The organism is Paenibacillus abyssi (genome assembly GCF_014640295.1).
GTDB lineage: Bacteria > Bacillota > Bacilli > Paenibacillales > Paenibacillaceae > Paenibacillus_D > Paenibacillus_D abyssi.
The window spans coordinates 1-12796 of sequence record NZ_BMGR01000007.1 but is presented as its reverse complement, the minus strand read 5'-3'; the positions used below and the strand labels follow the sequence as shown (position 1 = coordinate 12796).

At 51.3% G+C, this 12796-nt stretch carries 14 protein-coding genes and 6 tRNA genes; all 20 read right to left on the bottom strand.

The features are described from left to right. Window positions 1–39: 39 nt before the first annotated feature. Window positions 40–672, bottom strand: a complete 633-nt coding sequence (gene hisH, locus IEW11_RS11415) for an imidazole glycerol phosphate synthase subunit HisH (RefSeq protein WP_188531204.1) — start codon at window positions 670–672, stop codon at window positions 40–42. Window position 673: 1 nt separating this feature from the next. After that, complete coding sequence (hisB, locus tag IEW11_RS11410) at window positions 674–1273, bottom strand: imidazoleglycerol-phosphate dehydratase HisB (protein WP_188531203.1); 600 nt, start codon at window positions 1271–1273, stop codon at window positions 674–676. A 37-nt stretch (window positions 1274–1310) separates the two neighbouring features. Continuing rightward, window positions 1311–2600, bottom strand: coding sequence for a histidinol dehydrogenase (gene hisD / locus IEW11_RS11405; protein ID WP_188531202.1), 1290 nt, complete (start codon window positions 2598–2600; stop codon window positions 1311–1313). 129 nt (window positions 2601–2729) lie between these two features. Continuing rightward, window positions 2730–3374 (bottom strand): ATP phosphoribosyltransferase, encoded by a 645-nt coding sequence (gene hisG, locus IEW11_RS11400; protein WP_188531201.1) that lies wholly within the window; start codon window positions 3372–3374, stop codon window positions 2730–2732. Beyond that, a complete protein-coding gene (locus tag IEW11_RS11395; protein WP_188531200.1) occupies window positions 3371–4597 on the bottom strand; it encodes an ATP phosphoribosyltransferase regulatory subunit in 1227 nt (408 codons plus the stop codon). Before IEW11_RS11395 ends, hisG begins: the two co-directional genes overlap by 4 nt. Before the next feature lie 236 nt (window positions 4598–4833). Further along, window positions 4834–5325, bottom strand: a complete 492-nt coding sequence (locus IEW11_RS11390; protein ID WP_188531199.1) for an acyltransferase — start codon at window positions 5323–5325, stop codon at window positions 4834–4836. After that, window positions 5312–5983 (bottom strand): pyrophosphatase PpaX, encoded by a 672-nt coding sequence (gene ppaX / locus IEW11_RS11385; protein WP_188531198.1) that lies wholly within the window; start codon window positions 5981–5983, stop codon window positions 5312–5314. Before ppaX ends, IEW11_RS11390 begins: the two co-directional genes overlap by 14 nt. Next, window positions 5952–6959 carry a prolipoprotein diacylglyceryl transferase gene (lgt, locus tag IEW11_RS11380; RefSeq protein WP_188531197.1) on the bottom strand — a complete coding sequence of 336 codons (1008 nt, stop codon included), beginning with the start codon at window positions 6957–6959 and terminating at the stop codon, window positions 5952–5954. The genes ppaX and lgt overlap by 32 nt, the downstream gene beginning before the upstream one ends. Window positions 6960–6974: 15 nt before the next feature. Further along, on the bottom strand, window positions 6975–7913 hold the full coding sequence (gene hprK, locus IEW11_RS11375; RefSeq protein ID WP_188531196.1) for an HPr(Ser) kinase/phosphatase: 939 nt from the start codon (window positions 7911–7913) through the stop codon (window positions 6975–6977). 131 nt (window positions 7914–8044) lie between these two features. Further along, the gene (locus IEW11_RS11370; RefSeq protein WP_188531195.1) at window positions 8045–8308 is read right to left on the bottom strand and encodes a hypothetical protein; all 264 of its coding nucleotides are present in this window, start codon (window positions 8306–8308) and stop codon (window positions 8045–8047) included. A gap of 103 nt (window positions 8309–8411) precedes the next feature. Beyond that, window positions 8412–9536, bottom strand: coding sequence for an ABC transporter ATP-binding protein (locus IEW11_RS11365; protein ID WP_188531194.1), 1125 nt, complete (start codon window positions 9534–9536; stop codon window positions 8412–8414). Between the two features lie 90 nt (window positions 9537–9626). Then, the gene (locus IEW11_RS11360) at window positions 9627–10751 is read right to left on the bottom strand and encodes a PucR family transcriptional regulator (RefSeq protein WP_188531193.1); all 1125 of its coding nucleotides are present in this window, start codon (window positions 10749–10751) and stop codon (window positions 9627–9629) included. Window positions 10752–10847: 96 nt separating this feature from the next. Then, on the bottom strand, window positions 10848–11798 hold the full coding sequence (locus IEW11_RS11355) for an MraY family glycosyltransferase (protein ID WP_188531192.1): 951 nt from the start codon (window positions 11796–11798) through the stop codon (window positions 10848–10850). A gap of 171 nt (window positions 11799–11969) precedes the next feature. Further along, a tRNA-Lys gene (locus tag IEW11_RS11350) sits at window positions 11970–12045 on the bottom strand. 12 nt (window positions 12046–12057) lie between these two features. Beyond that, window positions 12058–12143 (bottom strand) — tRNA-Tyr (locus tag IEW11_RS11345). 40 nt (window positions 12144–12183) lie between these two features. Continuing rightward, window positions 12184–12259: transfer RNA gene (locus IEW11_RS11340), tRNA-Phe, on the bottom strand. 16 nt (window positions 12260–12275) lie between these two features. Beyond that, window positions 12276–12352: transfer RNA gene (locus tag IEW11_RS11335), tRNA-Asp, on the bottom strand. A 43-nt stretch (window positions 12353–12395) separates the two neighbouring features. Continuing rightward, window positions 12396–12471 (bottom strand) — tRNA-Val (locus tag IEW11_RS11330). 9 nt (window positions 12472–12480) lie between these two features. After that, a tRNA-Met gene (locus IEW11_RS11325) sits at window positions 12481–12557 on the bottom strand. Next, window positions 12548–12796 (bottom strand): hypothetical protein (locus tag IEW11_RS11320; protein WP_188531191.1); only part of this gene is annotated, 249 nt, incomplete at its 5' end. The genes IEW11_RS11320 and IEW11_RS11325, both read right to left, overlap by 10 nt.

Below are 12796 nucleotides of genomic sequence, written 5' to 3'. Positions count from 1 at the left end.
AAAATGGCTTTGCGCTGCAAAACCCTTACTTATGTTTCATTATTCGGTTACCGTTCCCGCCAGCCGGCTGCTTCCGGTCATAGCAAGGAAATTATCGAGAAGCTGCATCCCCAGATCGCCGCTTTTCTCCGGGTGAAACTGCATGCCGTACACATTGCCGCGGCCGACAATCGCAGTCACCTGCTGATGATAATCGGTCGTCGCCAGCAGGTCCTCCGCGCGCTCAGGCTTGGCATGGTAGGAGTGAACGAAATACACATGTCCCTGCTCCAAGCCTTTGAACAACGGGCTGTCTTGATGAAAAGTCAGGCGGTTCCAGCCCATGTGGGGCACCTTATAGCTGCCTTGGAAGCGTTCAACGCTGCCCGGCAGCAGGTTTAGCCCCTCGCTCAGGCCATGCTCCTCGCTTGTGCTGAACAGCAGCTGCATGCCCAAACAGATGCCCAGCAGCGGCTTGCCTGACTGGGCATAGAATTTGGTTACTTCATCCAGCCCCGTATTATGCAAATTTTGCATCGCATCGCCGAATGCGCCTACGCCCGGAAGAATCGCACCCTCCGCTTCCAAAATTTCTTTCGGATCGGCGGTCACAAGCGTTTCATAGCCGAGCCGCTCAACCGCTTTGCTCACACTGTGCAGATTGCCCATGCCGTAATCGATGATCGCGATCATCCTACAGCACTCCCTTCGTGGACGGGACTCCTTGTACTCTTGGATCGATTGACGTCGCTTCATCCAGCGCACGCCCGAGCGCCTTAAATACCGCTTCAATCATGTGGTGTGTATTTTGTCCGTAATGAACGATCACATGCAGCGTAATCCGCGCTTCCAGCGCCAGCTTCCACAGAAATTCATGAACCAGCTCCGTAGAGAAGCTGCCCACTTGCTGGGAAGGATACTCCGCACGATACTCGAAATGCGGCCGGTTGCTGACATCGATCACAACCTGCGCCAACGCCTCATCCATCGGTACAAACACGCTTGCATACCGTTTAATGCCACGTTTGTCGCCGAGCGCTTCACGCAATGTCTGTCCTAAGCAAATGCCGATGTCCTCTACCGTATGGTGGTCGTCAATGTCAACATCGCCGCGCGCTTCGACCTGCAGATCGAATTGGCCGTGCTTTGTGAACAAATCCAGCATATGGTTCAGAAAAGGTACATCCGTCTCAATCTGAGCCGAACCCGTGCCGTCCACGGCAAATGCCAGCTTGATGTCCGTTTCGTTCGTTTTGCGAGCCACCTCGGCCGCACGCTTGACGCTCTCTGTCATCGTAACCCTTCTCTCTTAATCAATATTTATTGGATCGTTAATTGCCGCGTTCCTTCTCGAGCCGGATTTCGATCGCCCTTGCATGGCCTTCCAGTCCTTCGTGGCGGGCCAGCGTAATGATGTGCTCTCCGTTCTTCAGCAGCGCTTCTTTACTATAGTGAATGAGACTTGATTTTTTTATAAAGTCATCCACATTAACCGGCGAGGAGAATCTCGCGGTTCCGTTCGTCGGGATGATGTGGTTCGGTCCGGCAAAATAATCACCTACCGGCTCCGAGCTGTATGCCCCGAGGAAAATCGCGCCGGCATTTTCAATCCTGCCAAGCAGCTGCATCGGTTCCTCGGTCATCACTTCAAGATGCTCCGGCGCAAGCCGGTTAATGATGTCGATGCCCTCTTCCAAGGACTTCACAAGCAGGACTGCGCCATAGCTGTCGATCGACTGGCGTGCAATCTGCTCGCGCGGCAGTACTGCCAGCTGTGACTCCACTTCTGCCGCTACCGCCTCAGCAAGCCTGCGCGACGGTGTCACTAGGATCGCCGAGGCCATCTCATCATGCTCTGCCTGCGAGAGCAGGTCGGCAGCCACATAGGCCGGATCGGCGCTGTCATCGGCAAGCACCGCGATTTCGCTTGGACCGGCAATGCTGTCGATATCGACCACGCCAAAGACGGCGCGTTTGGCCAGAGCAACGTAGATATTGCCGGGTCCGCAAATTTTGTCGACCGGCGGAATCGACACCGTGCCGTAAGCAAGCGCCGCGATCGCTTGAGCACCGCCGACGCGGTACATTTCCTTCACCCCGGCTTCCGCTGCAGCGACCAGGATGTACGGGTTGATCCCTTCCTGTCCGCCGGTTGCCGGCGGGGTGACCATCACGATCTCCGGCACGCCGGCTACCTGGGCCGGAATCACGTTCATCAGCACGGACGAAGGATACGCTGCCTTACCGCCGGGCACATAGACGCCCACCCGCTTCAGCGGGCGGATGATCTGCCCGAGCAGCGTCCCGTCCGGCTGCAGATCCATCCACGAGCTGCGCTTTTGCTTCTCGTGGAAAACACGAATATTCACGGCCGCTTCGCGAATCGCCGTGAGAAAAGCGGCGTCCACATGCTCATACGCCGCCTCAATCTCCTGCTGCGTCACACGAAGTGACGCCGCATCCAGCTTCACGCGGTCATGCTGCTCGGTATACCGCAGCAGCGCCGCGTCGCCTTCAGTCCGGATCGCTCCCACGATCTCCCGGACCGCTTCATTCTGCTCCGGTGTGCCATACTCCACCTCACGGCTCAGCTTGAACTCCTCTGCAGGAATGATACGCATGCTTCTTCTCTCCTTTCACTCCACGTGCACCGCTGACGATTCCGCTTGGGCTGTTCAGCCTTCGCGCCGCCGTCCAGCTGCACATTGTTCACTTTCTGCGCTGATGCATCTATCTCCAACCCATGCGCCTCATGCCTTCGCAGCAATCGCTGCCTGCAGCCGGTCGCATAAGCTTTGAATCTCATCGTTCTTCATCCGGTAGCTCACACGGTTGGCAATCAGCCGGCTTGTGATGCCGAAGATCGTCTCCATCTCGACGAGCCCGTTCTCCCGCAGTGTCTGCCCGGTTTCCACCATATCGACGATACGGTCGGCAAGCCCGATTAACGGCGCCAGCTCGATCGAGCCGTTCAGCTTAATGACTTCTACCTGCTGCCCCTGCTCACGGAAATATTGCGATGCCACATTCGGATACTTCGTCGCCACGCGCGGATGAATGGCCGGCTTCCAATCCGGCAGACCGATCACGGACATCCGGCATTTGGCAATACCCAGATCAAGCAGCTCATAGACGTCCTTGTTCTCTTCCATCAGCACATCCTTGCCGACAATCCCGATATCCGCCACCCCATATTCCACATAAGTAGGCACATCAACCGGTTTGGCCATGATGAACTCCATCCTTGCTTCCGGCACTTCGATAATCAGCTTGCGCGTATCATCGAAATCGCTCGGAATCGGCAGACCCGCCTCACGAAACAGCTTCGAAGCCTGCTTGTAAATCCGCCCCTTTGGCATAGCCACCTTTAACGTATCGCTGCGCTGACCGTTCATGAGGAGGCACCTCCCTTCGCATTGCCGCTGTTAAACGGAATAACGACCGAATAAGCGGCTCCCTTATAAATAACCGGCAATGTCTCGCCGCTCTTTCCGGGCTCCCAATCAGACCAGTCTTCAACCCTCTCCGTTACGACGCTGTCTCCCTGTTCCCGGTAACGCTGTGCGGCTGCGAGCGCTCCCTCACGGCTGTTCGCATCATAGCCGATTAACACACGCTTCGGCTCATTTCCGGCTTCATCACCGACCAGCTCAAGAATACGCGTTGTCTTCAGCGCGAAACCCGTAGCCGGAGCCGGACGTCCGAACTGCTTCAGCAGATTATCGTAACGGCCGCCGCTGACAACCGGAAAACCGAGGTCCGCAGCATAACCTTCGAACGTCATGCCCGTGTAATAGGAGAAATCGCCAATCATCGTCAGATCGATCAACACATCCTCACATACCCCGTACGCTTTAAGTACTTCCCACACCTCGCACAAATGCCGGATCGAAGCCTGGGCTGTCTGGTTGCTGCTCAAATGAAGAGCCTGCTCGCAGATCTCCTTGCCGCCGCGCAGCCTAAGGATACTTTCCAGCTCATGCAGCAGCGGCTCGCTCAGCTCCAGCTTGCGCAGCCGCTCACGATAGCCGACATAGTCGCGGCCAAGCAAGCATGCCTTCAGCTCCTCCTGCGTCTCGATATCGCCGTTTAACGTCTCTTCGAATAAGCCATTAAGAAAACCTACATGGCCGATCGCGATCTTGAAACGGTCTACACCGGCTGCCTTGAGCGAAGCGATGGCCAGCGCCACTACCTCTGCATCGGCTTCAGCAGTCGGATCTCCGACCAGCTCCACACCGGTTTGGAAAAATTCCGCCTCACGCCCGGCTTCCTCTTCAATCGCCCGAAACACATTCGAATGATAGGAAAGGCGCAGCGGAAACGGAGCCTCCTGCAGCAGCGAAGACACCACCCGGGCAATTGGAGCCGTCATATCCGAGCGCAGCACGAGAGTAGTCCCGCGGTTATTTAACAGCTTGAACAGCTTCTGATCGGACGTAGAGCTTGCTACGCCCACTGTGTCGTAATATTCCATCGTCGGTGTCATAATTTGCTCATAACCCCAGCGCTGCATACACCCCAGCACTTCACGCTCAATATGGCGCAGCTTTGTGACGGCATGCGGCAAATAATCCTTGACCCCGATCGGTTTTTCAAATACTTTTGGTTTCGACAATCGATTCACCCACAAACACTTTAGTATATTAACGCGATACCATATTACCATACTGCCAAAATAAAGAGTTTAGTCGTAATATTATCATGGAAAATCGACCTCGTCAAGCCGGATGCGCGGATTCACAACGGCCTTCATTTCACAATACTTATCATGATTGACTACCCTCTATGATGAGAGAAAGACCTGGCGTAGATTACCGCCAGGTCTTATCAGGTTGATTGTACGGCTATCTGTTATCTTTCCTGCGCCTTCCGCAGCTCCCTCATCGGATTGCCTCCGACAAACGCATGCGGCGGCACATCCTTATGAACGACAGAGCCGGCGGCAACGACCGCGTGGTCGCCGATCGTCACGCCGGGCAGAATCGTTGTATTCGCTCCGATCATGACGCCTTCGCCGATCTTCACATTTCCCAGCCGGTATTCCTTGATCAAATATTCATGCGTAAGGATCGTCGTATTGTAACCGACAATTGAATTATCGCCGACCTCGATCCGCTCCGGAAAAAAGACATCCACCATCACCATCAGTGCAAATGCGGTGTGGCGTCCAACCTTCATCCCCAGGACACGCCTATAGATCGCATTTTTTACCGGCAGGATCGGACAGTACCTCGCCAGTTGAATAAAGATAAAGTTTCGTACCGCTTTCCATGGGCTGACGGTCCGATATACCTGCCACAGCGCATTCGGGCCCTCTACCGGATATCGCTCAACCTTTCTCAAGCGCACCCCGCTCCAATCCGACGATTTCATATAGATCGCGCATATCATGAAGCATGTGCTTGGCGCCCGCCTCCCACAGCTTCGCTTCACCTTTCAATGACCATGCCACCCCAACGGGAATGACACCGGCGGCCAGCGCCGATTCCATATCGACGCCGCTATCGCCTACCATCAATGTAGATGACGGATCCGCATTCAACTCCCGTACCGCACGCTGCACCGGCTCCGGATGCGGTTTGGGATGTTGCACATCATCCATCGTTACAATGGACGACATCCAATCCCACAGGCCGACATACTTTAATCCGCGTTCGGTTGTCATCCGCATCTTCGTCGTCACGACACCCAGCTGCAGCCCTGCCGAATGAAGAGCTTCCAGCACCTCAAGCACATGAGGGAAAGGGCGTACCAGCTCATCATGCAGCTGCAAATTAATTTTGCGATATTCCGCTACTAAGTGCGACACATCCTCCAGCTGCGAAAACAACTGCATTTGCACCGCAAGAGGGTGTCCCATGCTCGGAATAATATGCTCCCTGTTAAAATCCGTTGGAACGATGTCCTTCAACGCGTGTATAAACGATTGGATGATCAGTTCATTCGTATCGAGAATCGTCCCGTCTAAATCAAATAGAACGGTTTGAATCTTTGTTGTCATTGTGTTTCTCCTTATCTTCCTTCGACCCGGCTTTTACTGCTGCATTATTCTCTACTGCGGCTTGTTTACTGGAAACGATCGGATCACTGTAACGTGCCGTGGCCGCGCCAGTCAGCCTTCTAATGACGATAAAGGCGATACCCGCAATAATCAACAATATCGCCAACACTTGCGAAATCCGCACATTGCCGTATCCCGGGTCGAGGTAACCCGGTTCGAACACACCCGTCATGGGGGACCAAAGGCCCGCCACTAAAGATTCCAGCCATGCCGGCCCTTGAAACGCCAAGCTGTCCGTTCTAAGCCCTTCAATAAAGAATCGGCCAATCGAGTACCAGATAAAGTATGACGCCAACAGCTCTCCTGCACGCAGGAACTTTTGCCGTCTTAGCACAAACAGCAGCCCGATTCCCACCAAGCTCCAAATGGATTCATAGAGAAATGCCGGATGATGGAATGTACCATCAACATTCATCTGATTGACGATCCATCCCGGAAGGTTAAGCGAGCCGCGCAAAAACTCTTCTGTCGTAGGCCCGCCATAAGCTTCCTGATTGATGAAATTGCCCCACCGCCCGATCATTTGACCGGCAAGCAGCGACGGCGCACAAATATCCGCAATCCTCCAAAAGTTGTAGCCATGGTGACGGAAATAGAAGAAGCCGCATATTAAGGCTCCGATCAGTGCGCCATAGATCGCGATTCCGCCGTTCCAGATCTGGAAGATCCCGATCCAATTATCCTGATATTCATCCCATTTAAACGCCACATAATATATACGTGCGCCAATAATTGCTGATGGCACGCCAAGCAGCAATAAATCCATGAAGAAATCCGGAGGCAGGCCGAATCGTTTCCCTTCACGAATTGCAAGCAGGAGTCCGACAAGCGCCGCTGTGCCCAGTATAATGCCGTACCAATGCACGCTGATTGGACCAAGTGAGAATGCAATCGGATCAAGTTTCAAAACATTCATGAATCGCAGGCTCCTTTATTCGTAATCGTCAAAATCATCGGCGATCGTCTCGGTGAGCTTATTCGTAAATTGCAACGCCGCATTGTATCCCATTCGCTTCAAACGATAATTCATCGCCGCTACTTCAATAATAACGGCAAGATTTCGGCCTGGCCGAACCGGTACCGTAACAAGCGGAACGTCCGTATCAATAATACGGGTTGTTTCCTCGTCGAGACCGAGCCGGTCATACTGTTTCTCCTGCTGCCAATTCTCCAATCTGATGACAACACTAATGCGTTTACTTGTCCGTACGGCACCCGCACCGAACAGCGTCATCACATTAATAATTCCCAGCCCGCGGATTTCAAGAAGATGACGGATCAGCTCAGGCGCCGCTCCAACGAGCTGTCCATCCGACATTTGCCGGATTTCCACTGCGTCATCGGCTACCAGCCGGTGGCTTCGTTTAACGAGCTCCAGTGCGGTTTCACTCTTGCCGATACCGCTGCTGCCCGTAATCAGCATGCCGATCCCATAAATGTCGACCAATACGCCATGAATCGTTGCAGTTGGTGCCAGCTTGTTCTCAAGAAAATTCGTAATTCGGCTAATCAAGCTGGTCGTTGCGTGCGGACTTCTAAGAAGAGGCAGGCTTTTCTCATTGGATTGGTCCAACAGCTCCTGCGGTGCTTCCTGTCCGCGCGTAATGATAATACAGGGTGTATCTTCATCACATAACCTGGACATGCGATCCAAACGATTTTCGCTATCAAGCGTTTGCAGAAACTCTAACTCTGTTTTCCCTAGAATTTGAACGCGCTCTGTCGGGTGGTAGTGAAAATAACCGGCCATCTCCAAGCCCGGCCGGTACAAATCATCAACCGTAATCCCCCGCTTCAGCCCGTCTTCTCCCGCTAATATCTCCAGCTGAAATTGCTTAACAAGCTCGGATACCTTTACTTTCTTGGGCATCTGATAGCCTCCCTCACGCCCATGCATGTCGCCGGGTACGATTAATCTGCTTTTTTCCAATGTAACCATCGTAAATGAATTAAGCGCCGAAATCAACGTCTACCATGATTTCGGCGTCTCAACCGGCATTTCTATTGAATTTTCAGTTCAAAAGACTGCAGGATATATCCCGGATAGCGCTTGATTTCAAATGTTAACGGCCGCTTGCAGGACGCTTCAGGTATCGCATAACCGAACCTGCTTTCTGTTCCGGTGGAAGACCATCCGCCTGCTGAGTCTACCCGGAAATAGGCATTCCCCTCTGCCACATGAATCCGTCTTGCTGTGGTCGGTTTTACTTGGTTCCCTCTAAAATTCCAGATTTCTACTTCAGGCTCCCACCTTCGGTCCTCCATCGTGGATATAACGGCTACAGCTTGGAAATGTTACACCTATGTACATAAAAAATAACCGCCCGATAAATGATCGGACGGTTATTGTACAGGGCCTGTGGCCTTATTATTTGTTTTCGAATACGCTCAGTTCAGTCGCTGCATCAAACATATGAATTTTGTTCATGTCGATTGCAAGCTTGACGTTTTGAGCCTCTTTGATTGTGGAACGGCCGTCAACACGTGCGATAACTGTGTCGCTGCCCAGTCCAGCCAGGTACAAGTATTTCTCGTGACCAAGATTCTCAGCAACTTCTACGTTCGCACTGACGATGCTGTTCGGCGATGCTTCCATGAATACCGGCTCATCATGGAAATCTTCTGGGCGAATACCCAAAACAACTTCTTTGCCGATATAACCTTTCTCACGAACAACCTGTGCTCTGCCTTCAGTCAGTGTAACATCCACGCCAGTTGCTTTGAAACGGACAGCTCCGCCTTGCTCAGTCAATTGACCTTTAATGAAGTTCATCGAAGGCGCACCGATAAAGCCTGCAACGAACATGTTAACCGGGTTGTTGTACAGCTCTTCTGGAGAAGCAGCTTGTTGAATGAACCCGTCTTTCATAACAACAATCCGGTCACCCATTGTCATGGCCTCGATTTGGTCATGCGTTACGTAGATAACAGTCGTTTCAAGACGTTTAGCCAATTTACTGATTTCCGCACGCATCTGACCGCGAAGTTTCGCGTCCAAGTTGGAGAGCGGCTCATCCATCAAGAATACTTGTGGTTCACGAACAATCGCGCGGCCCAAGGCAACACGTTGACGCTGACCACCGGAAAGTGCTTTTGGTTTACGGTCGAGCAAATGCTCAATATCAAGAATTTTAGCGGCTTCACGAACGCGTTTGTCGATGTCCGCTTTTTTGAATTTACGAAGTTTCAAACCGAATGCCATGTTTTGATAAACATTCATATGTGGGTACAAAGCGTAGGATTGGAATACCATCGCAATGTCACGATCTTTAGGAGCAACGTCATTTACAAGACGCTCGCCGATGAACAGCTTACCTTCGGAAATTTCTTCAAGACCTGCGATCATCCGCAGTGTCGTCGATTTACCGCAACCGGACGGTCCAACAAGAACGAGGAATTCCTTGTCCTTAATATCTAAATTAACATCAGTAACGGATGCTGTTTCCGAACCGGGATATTTTTTGTAAACATGCTCTAAGCGTACGCCTGCCATTTGAATTTCCCCCTAAACAATTGGTTTTCGTTATAAATCTATCTTATCTTAGTCGTCCTCAGATGACTATGCACAAACTCTACAAAAAAATTACTTCCTTTTCGTCACTTTGTACAATAGCAATATAATCTTAACAAGTACAGCGTCTCTGAATACCCGAACATCCAATCCCGTCTCCTGCTTCAGCTTGTCCAACCGGTAGAGCAGCGTGTTTCGGTGTATATACAATTTCTTAGCTGTTTCACTCACATTGCAGTCGAGGCTGAAGAAAGTTTCAAGCGTCATTAATATTTCCGGCTCAAGCAGCACGTCCGAGCGGTTGAGAACTTGCTCCATAAATCTGCCCCGCTGCGGTTCAGGAATGCTATTAAGCAGACGTTCCAAATGAAGTAGCCAAGGCAAGTGAATGTTTACGCTCACATGAAATTTCCGGCCAAGGTATACCGTTTCCCTAAGCAATGCTAGCGTCTCCACAATCGATTTGGCAGGGGTATTGGGGTGCGCGACAGCCAGATGGCACTCCCCGATCCATTCGGTCGCAAGCATCCCATGAAGAGCAGAGCACATTGAGGTGAGCAGATCCTCCTCTGTCTCGTCATCCTCCACACTGCGTTCCTCATTTTCCGTATCATTTAACAAGGACAGCGGGCCAAGTATGAGCCATTCCTGTTCTTTCAAAGGAATAAGCATGACTTCTTCTGCGAAAAAGGATTTTAACAGCTTTTCGAGTTCAACATAGGTATTTTTGCGTGGGGATTGCTCACTTACGAGCAGAAAGGGAATCATCTTCGCAAAAAGCCGCCCTCCCGCTGTTAAATGGTCAGGCACTTCACTTTGAAGCGTCCCCTTATCGATCGCCTCTTGAATCCAATTTCCAAGCTCCTCTACAAGACGCTCCGCCTCATGCGCAGGAGATGCGGAAGCGCGTTTTCCTTGGCGCAGATGCAAAAGTGACCAGCTGATCAAATTACGTTCTGTTTCCGTAACCTCGCCGTTTTTCAGCTCCAATACTTCAACGCTATTGCCGTCCGCCTGAACTGCAAACCACAGCCACTGGTCACTGGCCACCTTTACAGCTCCTGACTGCACGGGAGATGAAGGACTATCCGCAGAAAGGGCAGTGGCCTTGTGCCACTCCGTTAGCTTTATCTGCTTCAAGCGCAAAGGACTTCCGAGTATGTGTTCCAATTGCTCCTTCCACTGCGTACCGCTCATTCTGCCTTAACTCCTATCCGCATTAAAGAACGCTTTTCCGTCATTGTACCATATTGATACATCTTGTATAGATATTTTCCTCATTTACCAGCGGACTTAATTTCGCACAACAAACAGAATAACAATCGACAGCAAGGAGAACAAAGCAGCGATCAAATACAGAAAAGAAACTGTTTGAACCTGGTTTAAACCCCAGCGCATCAACAAATGATGGGCGTGCAATTTATCCGCTCTGTGTAGACCCCTCCCGCTAATTAATCTTCGGGTCATTACAATGACAGTATCCATTATAGGGAGGCCCAAAGCTAATAAAGGTACAGCCATTGTAACGAGCGTCGCGCTTTTAAATGCTCCTTCCACAGCGATAACAGCAAGCGTATAACCAAGAAACGTGGCACCGGCGTCCCCCATGAAAATACGGGCGGGGTAGAAGTTATATACCAGAAAAGCAATACACGAGCCGACAAGAATTACAGCCAACAGTGCGATTTCTAACTGGCCTTTTACAAGTGCAGTAATAAAAAGCGTCGAGGATGACAAAGTCGCTACGCCTGATGCAAGCCCATCCACCCCGTCGATGAAATTGATCATATTAATTAAGGCAAATACCCAGACGACGGTTGCGGATACCGAAACCCATTCAGGGAATATAAACATCAATCCTGGACCAGGATCAGTAACCCCTGAGATTCGAATGCCCGTTGCGGCAGGAATAAAGGATGCTGCCGCATACACAATGACTCTCGGCCATACCGGAAATTCCTTGCCCTTCGTTTTGGCACGGTCATCAATCAAACCGATTGTAACAAGCAGCAATCCACCGACCGCCACGGTGATACTGAGATTCGTAATGCCTTGAAACAGAAAAAAAGAAGCAACAATACCAATATATATAGCGCCGCCGCCAAGAAGCGGAATCGGCACCGTATGGATTTTTCTTGAAGAAGGACGATCCACAAATCCCGTTTGAAGCGCAATAGCACGCAGCACCGGTACAGCAATATATACAATCCCAAAGGCAACTACAGCTGCCAACAGATAGTTCATTCAGACTCCCCTTTCGGATACCTTCATGAATTTTGCTTCCGCAGTCACTATTTTGCCCTTTTGTAATCAAAGCTACACCGAGATTGGTGCTTACCTCTTACTACAATGCAGAACGACTGCACAACACAAAAAAATCCTTACGGAGATCCGCAAGGATTAATGTCCATAAAATGGTGAGCCATGAAGGACTCGAACCTTCGACACCCTGATTAAAAGTCAGGTGCTCTACCAACTGAGCTAATGGCTCTTGAAAATGAAGTGGTGGAGGGCGATGGATTCGAACCACCGAACTCGTCAGAGAACAGATTTACAGTCTGCTGCGTTTGGCCACTTCGCTAGCCCTCCGCACTACTTTGCCGCCGTGAAGCTGACAAGTAAAAATAAATGGTGGCTCGGGACGGAATCGAACCGCCGACACGAGGATTTTCAGTCCTCTGCTCTACCGACTGAGCTACCGAGCCTCAAACAAGAATTAAATGGCGGAGCTGACGGGATTCGAACCCGCGGTCTCCTGCGTGACAGGCAGGCATGTTAGGCCTCTACACCACAGCTCCACATTTTGCAGCGCCATCTCATACAAAATGGCTAAATAAATCATGGTGGACGCTGACGGGATCGAACCGCCGACCCTCTGCTTGTAAGGCAGATGCTCTCCCAGCTGAGCTAAGCGTCCTTATGTAGTTGGTAGCGGCAGAGGGGATCGAACCCCCGACCTCACGGGTATGAACCGTACGCTCTAGCCAGCTGAGCTATGCCGCCACATTGGTTTCCCGATGCGATGCTTGTCCACTCGGGAATTTATTCAGGTATACAGCATCGCCAAATGCTGTGTGCAAATTATGCAAAGCATACCATACTCGATGGCAGCCATGCAAAGCATTGCGCCCTGAAAACCGGATGCGAAAGTCATGAATTACTTTAGCTGTCTTGCTGTTGTTAGGATAAGCCCTCGACCGATTAGTATTCGTCAGCTGCACGCATTGCTGCGCTTCCACCCC